Genomic DNA, 19,191 nt, shown 5'->3' on the forward strand with positions numbered 1-19,191 from the left:
GACACGGCCGCTACGGCCGAGAGCATTCAGGAGAACGACAATGACGAATTCACATCAGGGCACGGCACTGATTACGGGCGCCTCGACGGGCATTGGCGCCGTTTATGCGGACCGGCTGGCCAAGCGCGGCTACGATCTCATTCTGGTGGCGCGGAACCAGGACCGCCTGGCGGCCCTCGCCAAGCGACTGACCAGCGAGACCGGACGATCGGTCCGCACGCTGGCCGCCGATCTCGGCAACAAGGCTGATCTGGCAAAGGTCGAAGCCGCGCTGCGCGACGATGCGAGCATTACGATGCTGGTCAACAATGCCGGAGTCGGCGCGGTGGCACCGTTGCTCAATGCCGATGTCGACAAAATGGAAGACATGATCACGCTGAACATCACCGCGCTGACACGGCTGACCTATGCCGCCGTGCCCGGCTTCGTCGCGCGCAACAAAGGCACGATCATCAACATCTCGTCGATCGTCGGCATTGCCGCGGAGATGCTCAATGGCGTCTACGGAGCCAGCAAGGCCTATGTGCTCAGTTTCAGCCATTCGCTGGTGCATGAACTGGCCGACAAGGGCATCCGCGTGCAGGCAGTGTTGCCGGGTGCAACGGCCACGGAGTTCTGGGACATCGCGGGCTTCCCGCACCAGAATATGGATCAGGCCATCGTGATGCGCGCCGACGACATGGTCGATGCTGCATTGGCTGGCCTCGACCAGGGTGAACGCGTCACCATTCCGGGCCTGCAGGACGGCGCGAACTGGACCCGCTTCGAAGCAGATCGCCGCGCCCTCTCGACCAAATTCGGTCATGCGACGCCAGCGCCGCGCTATCGGGTGACCGTGCCGGCATAGACGTTGTCGGCTCGGCCGGGGATTATCTGCCGAGCCCGGCAACTAAAACTCCGTCATGCCCGGGCTTGTCCCGGCCATGACAGCGTATGTGTTACAGGCAGCAAAAAGCCCGCCCTCTCGACAGAGGGCGGGCTTTTCGAGTCCAGAATTACTTCTTCGCCGGAGCCATCTTGCTGTCGGCCGGCTTCGGCGCGTCCTTGGCAGCAGGCGCGGCGGGTGCCGCCGGAGCAGGCGTTGCGGCGGCCTGATCGATACGCTCAACCTTCGCACCTTCACGCAGCTTGGTGACGTAGTCAGCCTGCGCCTTGCGCACGACATACTGTTCGATCTGCGGCTTCACCTGGTCGAATTCCGGCGCCTTGCGGTTGCGCTTTTCCTCAACCTTGATGATGTGCCAGCCGAACTGCGACTTCACGGGGTCCGAGATCTTGCCCGGCTCCAGCGCGAAGGCAACGGCGGAGAATTCCGGCACCATCTGATCCTTGGTGAAGAAACCCAGATCGCCGCCATCGGCCGCGCCCGGATCCTTCGACTTCTTCTTGGCGAGTTCGGCGAAATCGGCGCCCTTCTTCAGCTCGTCGGCGACCGTCTTGGCCTCGGCCTCACTCTCCACCAGGATGTGGCGGGCATGGACTTCGGCTTCGCCGGTGATCTGCTTGGCCGCGTCCTCATAGACCTTCTTCATGTTGTCGTCGGTCAGGGCTTCCTTGCCCTCGACGGCCAACAGGTTGTCCATGAGCAGACGGTTACGGGCGAAGGCCAGCTTGGACTTGAAATCCTCACGATCGGCGATCTTCTTGTCCTCGGCCGCCTTGGCGACGATCTTCATGTCGATCAGGAACGACAGCACATTGTCCTTCCGGGTCGCGGGATCCATTTGGGCGAGGCTCGGGCCGAGCTCTTCCTCGGCAATGGTGACGTCGCTCTGGCGGATTTCCTGGCCGTTGACCTTGGCGAGGACCGGATTGGCATCCTGCGCGTAAACCGGGAAACTGGTGAGAAAGGCCACCGCAACGGCGCCGGTCAGGGCAGCCAGGGTGCGGCCCGGGCGCAGGCCCGGCGTCAGGGCGAGCGATACGAAGGTCATGGAAAATCCTTATCTCGGATAAGAGCCTGTTGGGGACGGCGGACACTCTCCCAAACGTACCGTCTTGGCAACGCGAAAACTCTGTCAAAATGATGAAATCCTTGAGAGGTTCGCGCCGTTGACAACCCCCCATACGGGCCATATCTCTCCCCGACCGGGCCGGTGGCGAAGGCGCGATTTCGGCCGCGCCGTGGTCATTGAACCCCTGATTGCCCTGCTCCCACTCATCTCCCGGGGTCTTGCTTTTTTGGCGCTCCGCACCGGGGTCCAGACAGCAATCCGCCACAGACTTTGGATATGACGAGGCTGGGCGACCGCTGCACCATTCCACGGCCTTCGGGCCGCATTGCTAAAGACAGGATTTCGTGATGATCGGCGCGCTCGCCCGCAAGTTCTTCGGCTCTGCCAACGACCGCCGCGTCAAGGGATATCAATCGCGTGTTGCCGCGATCAACGCGCTGGAACCTGAGGTCGCAGCGCTGTCGGACGATGCGCTCAAAGCGCGCACCGCCGAGTTCAAGGCACAACTCGAAGCCGGCAAGACTCTCGACGATCTCCTCGTTCCCGCTTTCGCCACCGTCCGCGAAGCCGCCAAGCGCACCCTCGGCCAGCGTCACTTCGACGTGCAGCTGATCGGCGGTATGGTGCTGCATGAGGGCGACATCGCCGAGATGAAGACCGGCGAAGGCAAGACGCTGGTCGCCACCCTCGCCGTCTATCTGAACGCCCTCGCCGGCCAGGGCGTGCATGTCGTGACCGTCAACGACTATCTGGCCAAGCGCGACAGCGGCTGGATGGGCCAGATCTACAGCTTCCTGGGCCTCACCACCGGCGTGATCGTTCACGGCCTCGACGATGCCGAGCGCCAGGCGGCCTATGCCTGCGACATCACCTACGGCACCAACAACGAATACGGCTTCGACTATCTGCGCGACAACATGAAGTACCGGCTGGAGGACATGGTCCAGCGCAAGCACTTCTATGCCATCGTCGACGAAGTCGACTCGATCCTGATCGACGAAGCGCGTACGCCGCTGATCATCTCCGGCCCGCTCGACGACCGCTCGGAATTCTACAACACCATCGACACCTTCCTGCCGAAGCTTGAAAAGGTCATCGACTTCGAAGTCGACGAGAAGCAGCGCACCGTGACGCTGACCGAAGCCGGCATGGAGAAGATCGAAACCCTGCTGCGCGATGCCGGCCAGCTCAAGGGCGAGACGCTGTATGACGTCGAGAACGTCTCCGTCGTGCATCACATCAATCAGGCGCTGCGCGCCCACTCACTGTTCAACCGCGACAAGGACTACATCGTCCGCGACGACGAAGTGATCATCATCGACGAGTTCACCGGCCGCATGATGCAGGGCCGCCGCTATTCGGAAGGCCTGCACCAGGCGCTGGAAGCCAAGGAACATGTGACGGTCCAGCCGGAAAACCAGACGCTGGCCTCGATCACGTTCCAGAACTACTTCCGCATGTACAAGAAACTGGCCGGCATGACCGGTACGGCTCTGACCGAAGCGGATGAGCTGTTCGACATCTACAAGCTCGAAGTCGTCGAAGTGCCCACCAACGTCGGCATCGGCCGCATGGACGAGGACGATGAGGTCTATCGCACCCAGGACGAGAAGCACGCCGCCATCCTCGCCGAGATCGAGCGCGCCAATGCGCGGATGCAGCCGGTGCTGGTCGGCACCGCGTCGATCGAAAAATCGGAAGTGCTTGGCGAGTATCTGCTCAAGAACGGCTACAAGCTGATCGACTTCACCAAGCCGAAGGCGATGGACAAGCTCTATGCGGCCGCGCGTTCCGGCAAGCCGGCGAAACTGTTCGCGGTGCTGAATGCGCGCTTCCACGAGCAAGAGGCCTATATCGTCGCCGAAGCCGGCGTCCCCGGCGCCATCACCATCGCCACCAACATGGCCGGCCGCGGTACCGACATCAAACTCGGCGGCTCGGTCGAGATGCGCGCGCAGATCGAAACGGCCGATATCGCCGACGAAGCCGAGAAGGTTGCCAAGATCGCCGAGATCAAGGCCGAGATCGAGCGCTTCCGCGAAATCGTGCTGAACGCCAAGGAAGTGGTCGAGATCGAGCCCGCCAAGGGCAGCAAGCCGGCCAAGACCGTCGAGAAGCCCGGCGGCCTCTACATCATGGGCTCCGAGCGCCATGAGTCACGCCGCATCGACAACCAGCTCCGCGGCCGCTCCGGCCGTCAGGGCGACCCTGGCCGGTCCAAGTTCTTCCTGTCGCTGGAAGACGACCTGATGCGCATCTTCGGCTCGGATCGTCTGGATACGATGCTGACGCGGCTCGGCCTGAAGGAAGGCGAAGCGATCATCCATCCGTGGATCAACAAGGCGCTCGAGAAAGCCCAGCAGAAGGTCGAGGCGCGCAACTTCGACATCCGCAAGAACCTGCTGAAATATGACGACGTGCAGAACGACCAGCGCAAGGTGATCTTCGAGCAGCGCGTCGACCTGATGCAGAACGATAGCGTCGCCGAGACCGTCAACGATATGCGCCGCGCCTTCGTCGAGGACCTCGTCACCAAGCACGTGCCGGAAAACCAGTATGCCGAGCAGTGGGATGTGGCCGGCCTGAAGGAAGAGCTCAAGCGCGTGCTCGACCTCGATCTTCCGGTGGACGAATGGGCCAAGGAAGAAGGCATCGCCGACGAGGAGCTGCTCAACCGTATCGAGCAGAAGGCCGACGAGCACATGGCCGCGAAGGTCGCCCAGTGGGGCCCCGACGTGATGCGTTACGTCGAGAAGACGATCCTGTTGCAGACGCTGGATCATCTGTGGCGCGAGCATCTGGTGATGCTGGATCACCTGCGTCAGGTCATCGGCCTGCGCGGCTACGGCCAGCGCGATCCGCTGCAGGAATACAAGGCGGAAGCCTTCAACCTGTTCGAGGCCATGATTTCCAATCTGCGCGAAGCCGTCACCGCGCAATTGATGCGCGTCGAAATCGTGCCGCCGGACGTGCAGCCCGAACTGCCTGTCATGGAAGCCCACAAGCTCGACTACAACACCGGCGAAGACGAAATGGCCTTCGCCAATGCAGCGCTGGCACCGATGGGCCAGCAACAGCCCGCCGTCGCCCGCGATCCGAACAACCAGGACACCTGGGGCAAGGTCGGCCGCAACGAGGACTGTCCGTGCGGCTCCGGCAAGAAGTTCAAGCACTGCCACGGGCGGTATGCGTAAGCCGAGTTGGGCGAGCGGGGCTGCTGTTGGTTTGAACGGATAGTTCATCGCCTGCGGCACCCCCATCCCCGACCCTTCCCCGCAAGGGGGAAGGGAGTCACAGCGTTCGGCTCAGGCGAAAGCGATCACCACAGTCTTTGAGATGTCCCGCGCTCTGCACTGCTCAAATTCGCAGTAAGTTGGCGACGCTATTAGTGCTCCCTTCCCCCTTGCGGGGAAGGGTCGGGGATGGGGGTCACCACGCTCTGAATGGCCTGAAGCACTCCGTCGATATTCTCCAAAACGTCGTGATTCCAGAACCGCAACACGCGGTAGCCGCGCCTCTCGATATACGCCGTGCGCTTCACATCAGCCTCCCGCTGCCAGTCGTGCTGGCCACCATCCAGCTCGATCACGAGCTTCGCCTTTCGGCTCGCGAAATCGACGATGAATGAGCCAATCGGCGCCTGACGCCTGAAATGCGAACCTGCGAGCGCGATGTCATGGCGAAGCCGCGGCCATAGAACACGCTCGGCATTGGTGGGCTCAGCCCGTAATTTGCGCGCGAAGTATCTTTGACGATCTTCCATCGCAATCGTCTCGACTGGATCTGACGTCGCCTGTCAGGATTTCAGCACGGAAAAAGCTGACAACAAAATCGTCAGATTCGCGCGAATCGAGCGGATGAAAAATCGAGCGCGCCTCAGCGCATCGCCGAGAAGCGGTCCGTGAACGAATTCGCGGACACGACCGGGGCTGCGCCTGACAGCGCGGCTGTGCCGGCGCCGCTGCCGGAGGCTGGCGTGGATGGTTCGGCTGACAGCGTCGGCTTGAGCGGCGGGCGTGGGGTGGCGACGAGCGGTGCGGGTGCAGCGGCCGGCTTCGCTGCAGCTACAGAAGCAGGCGTCGCAGGAGCAGCCGACGGGGCGGCCTTGCTGGCGAGGGCCTTCGGCTTCGCGGCCGGTGTCGGCACGGGAGCGGCTGGCGCCGTAGTTGCGGTCGCGGTCGTTTCCGAGCCGCCGATACCGACCTTCTTGGCGAGATTACTGAAGAAGCCGCCGTCCGACGAGGCCGACGCAACACGCGTGGAGGGCACGGCGACGACGGGTTCTTCCGATGCTGCAAACAGCGACGCCGAATAGGACGTCGAGCCCGCAGCATTGGCCTTCGGCGGATTGACGTGCGGCGGGATCGTGCCCGGTGCGCGCGAATAGGCGGCGGTCTGCACGCCCGGCGGCTCCGGATCCGACAGGCCGGTGGCGCCATCGGGCAACTTGGAGGCGAAGACGCGGTTCATGCCGCCGTCGATATCGGGACGGCGCTGCGCTACCGGCGTGCCCTTGGCAACCAGTTCGGCAATCTTCGCATCATCCTGCGCCTGCTTGGCGCTGACGGCATCGGCGATCTCGGACGGGATCTGATAGACTGGGCACTTGGCCGAGGCATTGAACACCAGCGGCTTGGTCGATCCCGCAGGCGCGGCCGGATCGAACACATACTTGTTCTCGCAGAACTCGACCTTCGGCTCCTGCCGCGTCACTTCGAAATGATCATAGCCCTGCTTGATCATCTTCCAGAACGGCATGTTCGGGTTATTGCGATGCTTGGCCATGTTGACCGGCGTCATCTTGAACGGAAACGCCGCGAACTGGAACGAGCGCTGTCCGCCGAAGAAGGATTCACGGCCCAGCGAATAGATCTCGGCGATCTGTTCGTCGGTCATGGCGAAACAGCCCCGCGACGAGCAATCGCCATGCACCATCAGCTGCGAACCGGTGCGTCCCAGCGCCTTGTCAAAGGCGTTGGGGAAACCGGTATTGAAGGAGAGATAGTAGGACGAGCGCGGATTCATCTGCGCCGGCGTGATCGCATAGAAACCTTCCGGTGCCTGGCGATCGCCTTCCTTGACCTTCGGGCCGAGATCGCCGGACCAGCGGCAGATCGGATAGGTCTTCAGCAACGCAAACTGGCCGGAGCGATTCTGCTTCCAGACTTCGAGTTCGGCTTCCTGCTTGAACACACGGACCAGCATCGGCGACTGCAGGTCCATGTCCTTTTCAGTCATCTCGGCGACGAGCTTGGGCGGAACGGGCTGGTTCGCCTTGGCATTGCTGGCGAGCGACATGTCTTCGCCGTTGCAGCCGGCCAGCACCACGCCTGTCGCAAGCACGACCGACGTCAGCAGCGCGCGAACAAGCGAGCGATGTTTCAAAGCCAAGCTCCGCAGCCGACGGGACGTCGACACCCCAAGGAATAAAGACAAATGAGCCCTTATTCGTACGCAAATATTAGCCTTAAGGCCCCTTGCTCGCAAGGCAACTGGCCGTGAGCAACAGGTTCCGTTCCGGCGATGGTCAACAGAGATTGAAGATCTCAGGCCGGGCGGAATTGCGGCGGTATCTGGCGGGAAGGCGAATTAAGCAGGCGGCGATGGGTTATGCTTAATAGTTTGGCAGCGCTCTCGACCCTCATGGCCGGGCTTGTCCCGGCCACCTACGTCTTTGTTCACTCGCCGCCAAAGACGTGGATGCCCCGGCACATCCAGCGAAGCTCGCTTCGCGCTGGCCGGGCACGACGAACATTGGCAAGGGCGTGGACAATCTCGGAGCGCCTCAGGAGCCCCGGACCACGGTCTTCAAGTAATTGTAAGCCTTGATGATTTCGATCAACCGGTCCTCGGTGGAGCGGTCGCCGCCATTGGCGTCGGGGTGGTGCTGCTTCACCAGCGCTTTGTACTGCGCCTTGACGTCGTCCAGCGTCGCGCTGGGGCCGAGACCCATGACTTGCAGCGCCTTGCGCTCGGCATTGAAGATCTTGCGGGTTTCTTCCTTGATCGGCTGCTGCGGCTTGCGGGCCCGGCCGCGCCCCATACCCATGCCGTTCATCTCGTTGAACATGGCAAACGGATCGATCGCGCCGTCGAGGTCGGGCTGCCCGGCCTTGGTTTTGTCCGCAGAGCCGTTGGCGCCCATCTTCCAGGTCGGACGATGGCCGGTCAGCGCGTCCTTCTGGTACTTGGCGACCGCGTCCGGGGCCATGCCCTGGAAGAAGTTGTAGCCCTGATTGTATTCGCGGACATGGTTCAGGCAGAAGTGCCAGTATTCCTTGTCCTGCGCACGGCCCTTGGGCGCGCGGTGCGGACCCTTGTTCTTGCACTCGGGCCACTCGCACATAATAGCTTCTTCGCGCGCAGCGGCCTGCTGCTTCGCGCTCAGCTTGTTCGGCTTGATACGGATGCTGTCGAAGAATTTGGATGAGTCGATGGGCATGGCTGACTATGACAACGCAATGCAAAAAGCTTCAAGTCTTGACATTCCGATTACCTCATTCGGCGCCCTGCGCCGCACCAATATGGTCGCCACATCGTGATTGACCATGAGTGGGGCGAACCGCTAAGCCGGCCATCATGACCATGAAAGATAACATCACAAAGAAGCTGACAGAGGCTTTCGCGCCCCTCAGCCTCGACGTTTCAGATGAATCGCATCTGCATGCCGGTCACATGGGCCACCGCCCGGAGGGTGAAACCCACTTCAGGGTCAATATTGTGTCGGAGGCCTTCGAAGGGAAGAGCCGGATCGACCGCCATCGCATGATCAACGAACTGCTGGCGGCGGAACTTGCGGGAACGGTACATGCGCTGGCGCTGAAACCGCAGACGCCGAAGGAAGCGGGTTAGGCTTTGCCGTAGTCCTCAACGCCGTCATTCCGGGGCGCGAGCGCCACTCGGCGATCGCGAACCCGGAATCTCAGCATGGGAGTCTCCAACGCGCCAAGCCATGCCCAGCTTCCGGGTTCGCGCGCACGAAAACGCGCCCCCCGCCCCGGAATGACGAGTGTGGGCTGGTCCTACTTCTTCAGCGACGCGATCGCCTCGAGGACGTTCGGCTTCAGCCCGGCGCCGCCCGCATCCAGATGTTCGAAGATCTTCTTCCGCATGCGCGGATCCCAGAACTTCTTGATGTGCTCGGCAATGCCGGCCACGGCGTGATCGTGGCCCTGGCTGTTGAAGAAGTCGCCGATCTGGTTGGCCATATAGATCAGCCGGTCAGGCGACGTCGATATGTGGGTGTCCATGCTCTTGCCCTGATGCATCCGCGGTGGCGCCGTGCTGACGCACGCGGTGCTGATGTGTGAAAACTTCGAACCCGTCGCTGCGCGCGATCGCGGCCAACGTAATGCCTGCGGCTTCCGCCATGCGGATGGCCAGTGCGGTGGGCGCCGAGACCGACACCATGAGCGGCGCGCCGATGGCGGCGGTCTTCTGCACCATCTCGACAGAGACGCGGCTGGTCAGCAGCACCATGCCCTGCCCTGCATCGACCTTGGCCTGCGCCAGCGCGCCGGCCAGCTTGTCGAGCGCATTATGACGGCCGACATCCTCACGCAACGCGACGATGCCGTCGGCCGGCGTCCAGAACGCCGCGGCGTGCACGGCACGGGTCTGGATGTTGACCTTCTGCAGCGGCGACAGCGTCTCCATCGCCGCCATGATCTGGTCGAAGGAGAATACACCGCCGGGCGCGACGATGGCCGCCGGCTTAACGGCTTCCGAGATCGAGTCGATGCCGCACAGACCGCAGCCCGTCGGCCCGGCGATCTGCCGGCGCCGCGCGCTAATGCTCTCGGCCTTCTCGCCTGCGAGCCACATGCGCAGCTCAACGCCATCGTCGAATTCAACGGCCTCGAAACTCTCGATCTCGTCGATCGAGGTGACCACGCCTTCGCTCAGGCTGAAGCCATAGGCGAAGTCGCGATAGTCCTGCGGCGTCCCCATCATGACGGCATAGGTGCCGCCATTATAGGTGATCGCCAGCGCGGTCTCTTCCGGCACCGCGCGCAGCCCCTCGCTAACGCCGGACTGGCGCCAGATCTTGCGGGGGACTGAGCGAACCGGATCGTGCATCTCTGGTTTCCAGACCTACTCCGCCGCTTCCACGACAGGCATGGCAATCCGGCGCGACTGGCGGGCCTGTTCGTCATATTCCTTCTGCCACTCGGACGGACCGTTCGAGGGCGAGATCTGCACCGCCGTCACCTTGTATTCCGGGCAATTGGTGGCCCAGTCCGAGAACTCGGTGGTGATGACGTTGGCCTGCGTGGTCGGGTGATGGAAGGTCGTATAGACCACGCCCGGCGCCATACGCTCGGTTAGCAGCGCACGCAACGTCGTCTCGCCGGCGCGGCTCTGCAGCTTCACCCAGTCGCCGTCGCGGATGCCACGCAGTTCGGCGTCATGCGGATGCAGCTCCAGACGATCCTCTTCATGCCAGACCACATTGTCGGTGCGCCGTGTCTGCGCGCCGACATTGTACTGGCTGAGAATACGGCCGGTGGTGAGCAGTAGCGGAAAGCGCGGCCCGGTACGCTCGTCGGTGGCGATGTATTCGGTGAGCATGAACTTGCCCTTGCCGCGCACGAAGCCATCCATATGCATGATCGGGGTGCCCAGAGGCTGCTTCTCGTTACACGGCCACTGCACCGAACCAACCTCCTCCAACTTCGCATAGGAGACGCCGGCGAAAGTCGGCGTCAGCGCCGCGATTTCGTCCATGATCTCCGAGGGGTGATTGTAGGACATCTCATAGCCGAGTGCCTTGGCGAATCCCAAGGTCACTTCCCAATCCTCAAGACCATTTTTCGGCGACATCACCTTGCGGACGCGCTGAATGCGACGTTCGGCATTGGTGAAAGTGCCGTTCTTCTCCAGGAAGGTGGAGCCCGGGAAGAACACGTGGGCGTAGTTTGCGGTCTCGTTCAGGAAGAGATCATGAACGATGACACATTCCATCGCCGACAGCGCGGCCACCACATGCTTGGTGTTGGGATCGGACTGCAGGATGTCTTCGCCCTGCACGTAGAGGCCCATGAAGGTACCTTCGGTGGCGGCATCGAACATGTTGGGGATGCGCAGGCCCGGCTCACTGTTGAGCTTGACGTTCCACATCGCTTCGAACTGCTCGCGCACCGCATCGCCCGAGATGTGGCGATAGCCCGGCAGCTCGTGCGGGAACGAGCCCATGTCGCAAGAGCCCTGCACGTTGTTCTGGCCACGCAGCGGATTCACGCCGACGCCCGGACGGCCGATATTGCCGGTCGCCATCGCGAGGTTGGCGATCGCGATTACGGTGGTCGAACCCTGGCTGTGCTCGGTGACGCCGAGACCGTAATAGATCGCACCGTTGCCACCGGTGGCGAACAAACGGGCCGCGGCGCGCAGCTCCTTCGGATCGACGCCGGTCATGATGGCTGTGGCTTCGGGGCTGTGGTTCGGCTGCGCGACAAAGGCCGCCCAGTCTTCGAACTCGCTCCAGTCACAGCGCTCGCGGATGAAGGTTTCGTCAGCGAGGCCTTCGGTGACGATCACATGCGCCAGCGCGGTGAGCACGGCGACATTGGTGCCGGGCATCAGGGGCAGATGGTGCTGTGCCTCGATATGGGCCGAGCGCACGATATCGGTTTGGCGCGGATCGACCACGATCAGCTTGGCGCCGGCGCGCAAACGCTTCTTCAGGCGCGACGCAAACACCGGATGGCCATCGGTCGGGTTCGCACCAATGATCATCACGACGTCGGTGTCTTCCACCGAGTCGAAATCCTGCGTGCCGGCCGAGGTGCCGAAGGTCGAGGACAGGCCGTAGCCGGTCGGCGAATGGCAGACACGCGCGCAAGTATCGACATTGTTGTTGCCGAAGCCCGCGCGGATCAGCTTCTGCACCACGAATACTTCTTCATTGGTGCAGCGTGACGAGGTGATGCCGCCGATCGAGTCCTTGCCGTATTTGGCCTGGATGCCCTTGAACTTCTTGGCCGCGAAATTGAAGGCCTCATCCCATGACACTTCCTGCCATGGATCGGTGATCTTCTCGCGGATCATCGGATTGAGGATGCGCTCCTTGTGGTTCGCATAGCCCCAGGCGAAACGGCCCTTGACGCAGGAATGGCCGCGATTGGCCTTGCCGTCCTTGTACGGCACCATGCGCACCAGCTCCTCGCCGCGCATTTCCGCTTTGAAGGTACAGCCGACGCCGCAATAGGCGCAGGTGGTCACAGCGGAGTGCTCAGGCTGGCCGATCTCAATCACGGCCTTCTCGGTCAGCGTCGCGGTCGGGCAGGCCTGCACGCAGGCGCCGCACGACACGCATTCCGAACCCAGGAAGCTCTCGCTCATGCCCGGCGAGACGCGGCTCTCGAAGCCGCGGCCGGAGATCGTCAGCGCGAAAGTGCCCTGTACTTCTTCGCAGGCGCGGACGCAGCGCGAGCAGACGATGCACTTGGAGGGGTCATAGGTGAAGTACGGATTCGACTCGTCCTTCGCCATCCAGTGATCGTTTTCGCAGGCTTCCGGCGAATTGTGATTGTGCTTCGGGCCAGACTTGGCGAACACATGGTTCTCGCCGTCATAACCGTAACGCACGTCGCGCAGGCCGACCGCGCCGGCCATGTCCTGCAATTCGCAGTCGCCATTGGCAGCGCAGGTGAGACAGTCGAGCGGATGGTCGGAGATATAGAGCTCCATCACGCCCTTGCGCAGCGCCGCGAGCCGCGCATTCTGGGTATGAACCACGAGGCCGTCCATGGCCGGCGTGGTGCAGGAGGCCGGCGTGCCGGCGCGGCCTTCGATCTCGACGAGACAGAGGCGGCAGGAGCCGAAGGCATCCACCATGTCGGTGGCGCAGAGTTTCGGAATCTGCGTGCCCATCTCCATGGCGGCGCGCATGATCGAGGTGCCCTCGGGCACCGAGACGCTCTGCCCGTCGATGGTCAGCGTGACCATCTTTTCGGACTTCGAGCGCGGCGTACCAAAATCGATTTCGTGAACGAGCGACATGTGTTGCTCCTTTACTCTGCGGCCTGAAGGCGCGTGGGCACCGGGCCGAAATCTCCGGGGAAATGTTTCAGCGCACTCATCACCGGATACGGCGTGAAGCCGCCCAGCGCGCAGAGCGAGCCGAACTTCATGGTGTTGCTGAGGTCCTGCAGCACGGCGATGTTCTCGGCGACGCGTTCACCGCGGCGAATCTTGTCGATGGTCTCGACGCCGCGGGTGGAGCCGATGCGGCATGGCGTGCATTTGCCGCAGGATTCGATGGCGCAGAATTCCATCGCAAAGCGCGCCTGCTTCGACATATCGACGGTGTCGTCGAACACCACGATGCCGCCATGGCCGATCAGGCCGTCGCGCTTGGCGAAAGCCTCGTAGTCGAACGGCGTGTCGAACAATTCGCGCGGGAAGTAGGCACCGAGCGGGCCGCCGACCTGCACTGCGCGAACCGGCTTGCCGGTAAACGTGCCGCCGCCGATATCGTCGATCAACTCACCCAGCGTGATGCCGAAAGCGACTTCGAAGAGGCCGCCGAACTTGACGTTACCCGCGAGCTGGATCGGCATCGTGCCGCGCGAGCGGCCCATGCCGTAATCCGCATAGGCCTTTGCGCCGTTGTCGAGAATGAACGGTATCGCCGCAAATGAGAGCACGTTGTTGATGACCGTCGGCTTGCCGAACAGGCCTTTATGGGCCGGCAGCGGCGGCTTCGCGCGGACGATGCCACGGCGACCTTCGAGACTCTCCAGCAGCGAGGTCTCTTCGCCGCAGACATAGGCGCCGGCGCCGACGCGGACTTCGAGATCGAATGCGTGCGCCGAGCCGCGGATCTTGTCGCCGAGATAACCGGCGCGCTTGGCGGCAGCGATACCCTCATTCATCGCCTCGACGGCATGCGGATATTCCGAACGGATATAGATGTAGCCCTTGGTGGCGCCCACCGCGATGCCGGCAATGGTCATGCCCTCGATCACCACAAAGGGATCGCCTTCCATGATCATGCGGTCGGCGAAGGTGCCGCTGTCGCCCTCGTCCGCATTGCAGACGATGAATTTGCGATCGGCCTTGGTATCGGCCACCGTCTTCCACTTGATGCCGGTCGGGAAGCCGGCGCCGCCGCGGCCACGCAGGCCGGACGTGGTGACGTCGGCGATGATGCCAGCGCTATCCAGCGTCAGCGCTCGGACGAGGCCCTTGTAGCCGCCATGCGCGATGTAATCCTCGACCGACCGGGGATCGACGACGCCGCAGCGCACAAAGGTCAGACGCGTCTGCTTCTTGAGCCACGGAATCTCCTCCGCGACACCAAGACGCAGTGCGTGCTGGCCGTTTGCGACCATCGCATCGAGCACCGACGCAACGTCTTTCTCTTCGACCGGTCCGAAGGCAACGCGACCTTCCGGCGTCGCGACTTCGATCATCGGCTCCAGCCACAGCAATCCGCGCGAACCGGGGCGAATGATTTCGATTGCGAGCTTGCGCGTCGCGGCCTGGGCCTCGAAGGCGGTCACGAGTTCATCGGCCCCGACGGAAACGGCAGCCGCATCGCGCGGAATGTAAATCTTCAGAGTTTTATCAGAAGATGTCATCGCTGTGCCTCCGCGACCAGCGCATCGATGCGCTTCTCATCGAGGCGGCCAACCAGGCGGCCATCCAGCATCGCCGATGGCGCCGTGGCGCAGAGCCCGAGGCAATAGATCGGCTCCAGTGTAACGCGCTGATCCGCCGTCGTGTTTCCAAACTTTACACCCAATTTCGCTTCCGCGCGCGCCGCCAGCGCGTCGCCGCCGGCCGCCTGGCAGGCTTCCGCGCGGCAGATTTTCAGCACGTGCTTGCCAGCCGGCTCGTGGCGGAAGTCGTGATAGAAAGTGAACACGCCATGGACCTCGGCGCGCGACAGGTTGCGCGCCAGCGCGATCATCGGGATTGCCGGCTCCGGCACATAACCGAAGGCTTCCTGCATCGCATGCAGGATCACGATCACGCCGCCTTCCACATGGGACAGGCTCTCGATGATCTCGGTGCCTCGGTCGGCACTCCAAGACTCATAAGCATTGGGCTCGTAGGCTGCGTTCATCCCGGTACTCGATTGATCTTATGACTGGAAACCAATCAAAATTGGAATCGATCCAAAGATCAATAAAGCTGTCTCATGCTGCGATACGGAAACGGTATCGACACCCGGCGAAATCGATGAATTTGAAATGGTTAGCTTGGTTGCAACGCAGCAATTACAGTGCCAGAAACGAGGATCTTACGCCTCCAGCGACGGCGCCACCTCCCGGGCGATCTGCACCAGAGTCGCCACCAGCGGGGTCATGGGATCGCGCTGGGGCACCACGAGGCCGACGCCATAATTCACCACGGGATCGACGATCGGGATCATACGGACCGAGTCATTGGCGGTCAGACCCAGCGTCTCCGCCAACTTGGCCGGCATCACGCTGGCCCAGCGGCCGGTCTTCACATGGGTATAGAGCACGATAATCGAGTTCGACGTCAGCATCGGCATCGCCTCGGCGCCGACCGACTTCAGGGCACGATCGATGATGCGCCGGTTCTGCATGTCGGGGGTCAGCAGGCATAGCGGCACCTGGCCGACTTCGGACCAGGTGACACTCTTGCGATCGCCGAACATGCTGTCCGGCGAGGTCAGCAGCCGGTAGCTTTCTTTATAAAGCGGGATCGAACGCACTTTGCCGAGCGGTTCGTTCTCGATGTAGGTCAGGCCCGCATCGACTTCGAGATTTTCGAGCAGACCGAGCACGGCCGTGGAGGTGCAGGACACGATGCGAAACCGCACATCGGGATGCCGCGCACGAAACGGCGTCGTCAGTGAGGCGACCATGCCGAGCACCGTAGGAATTGCGGCGATGCGGATCTCGCCGGACAGACTGTCCTTGAGGCCGTTGATTTCCTGCTTCATCGCGCGAGCATCGCCGACGATGCGGCGTGCCCAATCGAGCGCGCGTTCGCCTTCCGGCGTAAAGCCCTGGAAGCGCGAGCCGCGCTGCACCAACATCACGCCGAGCATGTCCTCGAGCTGCTTGAGGCTGGTGGACATGGTGGGCTGCGTCACGCCGCAAGCTTCCGCGGCGCGGCCGAAATGCCGTTCCTTCGCCAGCGACAACAGCAGTTCGAGTTTTTCGATCAAGGGACGCCCCGCTCCGACCACATCATTTTTGCCGAGGTACGGCGCGACGATCGCGTGTGTGGCCTTCGGTGTCCGCCCTCGGGGCAAAGCATATGGTGCGGAGCCGCCTTGCCGCAACCATCGCAGCAACGCAGACAGAGATCAGCCCCGGCCAAGCTTCCCGCTTCAAGATAGAATCTGGTTGGGATCTTTGCGGCGGTCTGCTTCGTCGCGGGGTCCAAGGCCCCGGCGACGACAGCAAACGGCAAGTACGATCAGCCAGAAGGCTGATCCGAGATCAACCTAGGCGGCTGATCTGCTCTTCGGTCACGACGCGCTCGATATTCTCGGACTTGCTCTTGATCCGGTAACGCGGGCGACCATCGGCTTCGATCGGAAGGCGAGATGTGATGGTGTAGATGCTGCGTTCCTTGATGGTGGAACGGCCCTGCGGCCCCTGCAGCTGGTGGTGAACGTCCTCATTAATTGCGTAGTTATGCGCCATTATTCATACTCTCCACGATGAGCGGCTTTTAGCCACAACTTGCTCAAAAAGCAAGAAATCTCTAGCAATTTCGGTCAGATAGCTCGTCAGTCCTGATATGCAACGATGGGCAACAGGTCATAATTTGGACGCCTCTGCGACCAATTCCATCTCATGCTGCCGATCCGGTCAGCAGCAATTCTGTCGTTTTCAGAGGGGGTTGGACTGATTCAAGGGCGTGCCGCCATGACACAGTTCCCGCGCCCTGTCCGCGTTAGCAATAATCATGGAATACCAGCCGGGCCACTCGAAATTGGCCCCAAAAAGCCGAAAAACCACCGGCAGGGCATTGCCGGTGGTTTCGGAGATTTACAACAGAGTGCGCGAGTCTCCTCGAAGACTTAGGGCCGTCAAAAAATTTGCCGGCTGCGCACGAAAATATTACATGAGCCAGAATGTTGAGCGCAATACCTGATTTGCTCAATCAAATATATTATTGGCCGCTATCGTTAGCGGAAAACATGATGTGGGCTGGCGCCAGCCCTGCCCGGGCCCGCTCGGCCATCTTGCGAAATGCCATTTCGATATCACGCGCCAGACGCCGGGTGTCGAAGACCGGCATCTTCAGACGATTGGCCGATAACTTCTCCCGGATCGACGACAACCGCTCGGGATTTTCCGCCAGTTCGATCGCCATGCACTCATAGTCATTACAATTCGCCACAATCAACTCCGACACACCCAGATTTTGCAGAAGGCTCGCAGCAACGCGCCCTGCAAAGGTTCCTCCACGACACGTCAGCAACGGCAATCCAGCCCATAATGCGTCGCTCGCGGTCGTATGCGCGTTGTACGGCAACGTATCGAGAAAGAGATCCGCACAACGATGTCGCGCCAGGTGCTCAGCCGGCGACATGCGCGCGGCAAAGACCAGACGCGCGGGGTCGATGCCCCGCAATTCCGCTTCGCGGCGCAGATTCGCCACAGCCGCAGCGCTGTCCTCCAGCAGCCAGAGAACGCTACTGTCAACAGCTGAGAGAATCCGCGTCCAGCTGTCGAAGACATCGGGCGTAATCTTGTAGGCGTTGTTGAAGCAACAGAACACGAAGCCCTGCACAGGCAAACCGACCTCGGCACGCGTGAATGCACGCGTCGATATCTCCCGGCGATCGTCATTGGCCTGATAGCAATGCGGCAGCCAGGCGACTTTCTCGCTGTAGAATTGGCGGTGCTCGGCCGGCAGCACATATTGGTCGGCGAGGATGTAGTCCATGAAGCCCGCGCCGAGCGTGCCGGGAAAGCCGAGATAATTGACCTGCACCGGCGCCGCCCTGCGCGCGAACACTCCGGTGCGCTGCTCGCCGAAATAGCCGTTGAGATTGACGAGGATGTCGATGCGCTGTGCGCGAATGGCGGCCACCGCCTGCGGATCGTTCAGTGTGGAGATATCGACGATCCCATCCACGGCGCCAGCGATGCGTCGCCTGATGTCGCTGCCGTCGTCATACCCGTTGTCGATGGCGAAAATCTCGAACGCGCTTTTGTCGTGCTGCTCCAGCACACCGACCAGCAGCAGCGAGGTCGCCTGCTGACGAAATTCACCGGACAGATATCCGACGCGAATTTTTGCATTCGGCCCGGTCGCGGAAGCACGCAGCGGTGGAGCTTGCATGGGAAAACGCGAGGCGTTGGTCAGCTCGGCGCAGCGCTGCAGACTACGTTCCGAGGTCGCAACGCCCTGCCAGCCAAACGGCTCGGCGGCCAGTTTGCCGGCTATGAGATCAGCCCCGATCTCGGCAATCAGCGCATTCGCGTCATGCCAGTCGCAGACCAGCATCTTCTGATGTAGCAGATTGCCTTTCAGCAGCGGCATGTCTGGATTGAGCTGGCACGCGCGGCCATAGGCCTCCACCGCTTCAGCCGGCATCCGCATCTGGCCAAAGATGTAGCCGCGGCCAAACCACGCTTCCGCCAGATCTGGCTGCAAGGCGAGCGCCGACTCGCAGGCTGCGAGCGCCTCGTCATAGCGCTTCAACTCCGCCAGCGACTTGCTCTTGTTGAAGAATGCTGCGGCGTAGCGGGGATTGAGCGCCAGCGCGCGATCGAAATCCGCCAGCGCAGCCGGATAATCGCGCAGATCATTCAGGACGGTCCCGCGATTGTTCAGGGTTTCGGCATTGCCGGGATTGAGCGCCAGCGCTTCGGTGAAACGCTGCAGCGCCTCGTCCGGCCGGTTCAGCGCCTTCAGCACCAGGCCGTAATTGTAGAATGTAGCATCCGATGTCGCATTGATGCGCAAAGCCGCTTTCAGATACGGCTCGGCTTCCGCATGGCGCTTCAGCGCGACCAGGACAATAGCGAGAATATTCAGCGCCGGGAAATGCTTCGGATTCTTGCGCAAGAACTTGCTGAACCCGCGCTCGGCCTCCTGGAGGTGGCCCTGCTGGAAGGCAGCGAATGCGTTTTGAAACAGTTCAGCTGGAGACGCCATGATCCTGCGGAGTTCGGGCTTTGCGGCTTGTATGGCCGGGGGCAACGCCGTCCGGTATAGACGCCCGACTCCGCGGCGTCGAGAACGCCTGCCGAGCTGAGAAGACCGGCCCGAGCGCCCCGTAAAAGCA

At 62.0% G+C, this 19,191-nt stretch carries 15 protein-coding genes; 3 read left to right on the forward strand and 12 right to left on the reverse strand.

All coding sequences use genetic code 11. From position 1 onward, the window contains the following. Window positions 1-40 precede the first annotated feature (40 nt). Window positions 41-847, forward strand: a complete 807-nt coding sequence (locus tag SFY93_RS01340; RefSeq protein WP_309942307.1) for an SDR family NAD(P)-dependent oxidoreductase — start codon at window positions 41-43, stop codon at window positions 845-847. A gap of 148 nt (window positions 848-995) precedes the next feature. On the opposite strand, the gene SFY93_RS01345 is transcribed toward SFY93_RS01340, so the two are convergent. Further along, window positions 996-1,934 (reverse strand): peptidylprolyl isomerase, encoded by a 939-nt coding sequence (locus SFY93_RS01345; RefSeq protein ID WP_089267776.1) that lies wholly within the window; start codon window positions 1,932-1,934, stop codon window positions 996-998. 368 nt (window positions 1,935-2,302) lie between these two features. On the opposite strand from SFY93_RS01345, the gene secA reads away from it, so the two are divergent. Further along, window positions 2,303-5,149, forward strand: a complete 2,847-nt coding sequence (gene secA / locus SFY93_RS01350; protein WP_320445786.1) for a preprotein translocase subunit SecA — start codon at window positions 2,303-2,305, stop codon at window positions 5,147-5,149. Window positions 5,150-5,340: 191 nt separating this feature from the next. Here the strand turns inward: secA and SFY93_RS01355 are convergent, their stop codons facing one another. The 3 genes from SFY93_RS01355 to SFY93_RS01365 all read right to left on the reverse strand — a co-directional run bounded on the left by SFY93_RS01355 (window position 5,341) and on the right by SFY93_RS01365 (window position 8,397). Beyond that, a complete protein-coding gene (locus SFY93_RS01355) occupies window positions 5,341-5,718 on the reverse strand; it encodes an endonuclease domain-containing protein (protein WP_320445787.1) in 378 nt (125 codons plus the stop codon). 113 nt (window positions 5,719-5,831) lie between these two features. Then, window positions 5,832-7,340 (reverse strand): L,D-transpeptidase family protein, encoded by a 1,509-nt coding sequence (locus tag SFY93_RS01360; protein WP_320445788.1) that lies wholly within the window; start codon window positions 7,338-7,340, stop codon window positions 5,832-5,834. Window positions 7,341-7,740: 400 nt separating this feature from the next. Beyond that, the gene (locus SFY93_RS01365) at window positions 7,741-8,397 is read right to left on the reverse strand and encodes a J domain-containing protein (RefSeq protein ID WP_089267780.1); all 657 of its coding nucleotides are present in this window, start codon (window positions 8,395-8,397) and stop codon (window positions 7,741-7,743) included. 137 nt (window positions 8,398-8,534) lie between these two features. On the opposite strand from SFY93_RS01365, the gene SFY93_RS01370 reads away from it, so the two are divergent. Continuing rightward, the gene (locus SFY93_RS01370; protein ID WP_089267781.1) at window positions 8,535-8,807 is read left to right on the forward strand and encodes a BolA family protein; all 273 of its coding nucleotides are present in this window, start codon (window positions 8,535-8,537) and stop codon (window positions 8,805-8,807) included. A gap of 170 nt (window positions 8,808-8,977) precedes the next feature. Here SFY93_RS01370 and SFY93_RS01375 read toward each other — a convergent pair whose 3' ends face one another. The 8 genes from SFY93_RS01375 to SFY93_RS01410 all read right to left on the reverse strand — a co-directional run bounded on the left by SFY93_RS01375 (window position 8,978) and on the right by SFY93_RS01410 (window position 19,061). Next, window positions 8,978-9,205 carry a formate dehydrogenase subunit delta gene (locus tag SFY93_RS01375; RefSeq protein ID WP_320445789.1) on the reverse strand — a complete coding sequence of 76 codons (228 nt, stop codon included), beginning with the start codon at window positions 9,203-9,205 and terminating at the stop codon, window positions 8,978-8,980. Continuing rightward, complete coding sequence (fdhD, locus tag SFY93_RS01380) at window positions 9,177-10,034, reverse strand: formate dehydrogenase accessory sulfurtransferase FdhD (RefSeq protein WP_320445790.1); 858 nt, start codon at window positions 10,032-10,034, stop codon at window positions 9,177-9,179. Before fdhD ends, SFY93_RS01375 begins: the two co-directional genes overlap by 29 nt. Window positions 10,035-10,049: 15 nt before the next feature. Further along, window positions 10,050-12,959, reverse strand: a complete 2,910-nt coding sequence (fdhF, locus tag SFY93_RS01385) for a formate dehydrogenase subunit alpha (protein ID WP_320445791.1) — start codon at window positions 12,957-12,959, stop codon at window positions 10,050-10,052. A gap of 11 nt (window positions 12,960-12,970) precedes the next feature. Beyond that, window positions 12,971-14,542, reverse strand: a complete 1,572-nt coding sequence (locus SFY93_RS01390) for a formate dehydrogenase beta subunit (RefSeq protein WP_320445792.1) — start codon at window positions 14,540-14,542, stop codon at window positions 12,971-12,973. Next, the gene (locus SFY93_RS01395; protein ID WP_068729534.1) at window positions 14,539-15,030 is read right to left on the reverse strand and encodes a formate dehydrogenase subunit gamma; all 492 of its coding nucleotides are present in this window, start codon (window positions 15,028-15,030) and stop codon (window positions 14,539-14,541) included. The genes SFY93_RS01390 and SFY93_RS01395 overlap by 4 nt, the downstream gene beginning before the upstream one ends. Window positions 15,031-15,207: 177 nt before the next feature. After that, window positions 15,208-16,107, reverse strand: coding sequence for a LysR family transcriptional regulator (locus SFY93_RS01400; protein WP_068729536.1), 900 nt, complete (start codon window positions 16,105-16,107; stop codon window positions 15,208-15,210). Window positions 16,108-16,384: 277 nt separating this feature from the next. Then, a complete protein-coding gene (locus SFY93_RS01405) occupies window positions 16,385-16,591 on the reverse strand; it encodes a hypothetical protein (protein ID WP_068729538.1) in 207 nt (68 codons plus the stop codon). Between the two features lie 472 nt (window positions 16,592-17,063). Beyond that, window positions 17,064-19,061, reverse strand: coding sequence for an O-linked N-acetylglucosamine transferase, SPINDLY family protein (locus SFY93_RS01410; RefSeq protein ID WP_320445793.1), 1,998 nt, complete (start codon window positions 19,059-19,061; stop codon window positions 17,064-17,066). Between the last annotated feature and the right edge of the window lie 130 nt (window positions 19,062-19,191).

It is taken from the genome of Tardiphaga sp. 42S5 (assembly GCF_034044155.1).
GTDB lineage: Bacteria > Pseudomonadota > Alphaproteobacteria > Rhizobiales > Xanthobacteraceae > Tardiphaga > Tardiphaga robiniae.

What these genes read in the sequence shown, in the direction of transcription:
- SFY93_RS01340 (WP_309942307.1), top strand. Translation starts at nt 41, where the DNA reads ATGACGAATTCACATCAGGGCACGGCACTGATTACGGGCGCCTCGACG.
- SFY93_RS01345 (WP_089267776.1), bottom strand. Translation starts at nt 1,934, where the DNA reads ATGACCTTCGTATCGCTCGCCCTGACGCCGGGCCTGCGCCCGGGCCGC.
- secA (WP_320445786.1), top strand. Translation starts at nt 2,303, where the DNA reads ATGATCGGCGCGCTCGCCCGCAAGTTCTTCGGCTCTGCCAACGACCGC.
- SFY93_RS01355 (WP_320445787.1), bottom strand. Translation starts at nt 5,718, where the DNA reads ATGGAAGATCGTCAAAGATACTTCGCGCGCAAATTACGGGCTGAGCCC.
- SFY93_RS01365 (WP_089267780.1), bottom strand. Translation starts at nt 8,397, where the DNA reads ATGCCCATCGACTCATCCAAATTCTTCGACAGCATCCGTATCAAGCCG.
- SFY93_RS01370 (WP_089267781.1), top strand. Translation starts at nt 8,535, where the DNA reads ATGACCATGAAAGATAACATCACAAAGAAGCTGACAGAGGCTTTCGCG.
- SFY93_RS01375 (WP_320445789.1), bottom strand. Translation starts at nt 9,205, where the DNA reads ATGGACACCCACATATCGACGTCGCCTGACCGGCTGATCTATATGGCC.
- fdhD (WP_320445790.1), bottom strand. Translation starts at nt 10,034, where the DNA reads ATGCACGATCCGGTTCGCTCAGTCCCCCGCAAGATCTGGCGCCAGTCC.
- fdhF (WP_320445791.1), bottom strand. Translation starts at nt 12,959, where the DNA reads ATGTCGCTCGTTCACGAAATCGATTTTGGTACGCCGCGCTCGAAGTCC.
- SFY93_RS01390 (WP_320445792.1), bottom strand. Translation starts at nt 14,542, where the DNA reads ATGACATCTTCTGATAAAACTCTGAAGATTTACATTCCGCGCGATGCG.
- SFY93_RS01395 (WP_068729534.1), bottom strand. Translation starts at nt 15,030, where the DNA reads ATGAACGCAGCCTACGAGCCCAATGCTTATGAGTCTTGGAGTGCCGAC.
- SFY93_RS01405 (WP_068729538.1), bottom strand. Translation starts at nt 16,591, where the DNA reads ATGGCGCATAACTACGCAATTAATGAGGACGTTCACCACCAGCTGCAG.
- SFY93_RS01410 (WP_320445793.1), bottom strand. Translation starts at nt 19,061, where the DNA reads ATGGCGTCTCCAGCTGAACTGTTTCAAAACGCATTCGCTGCCTTCCAG.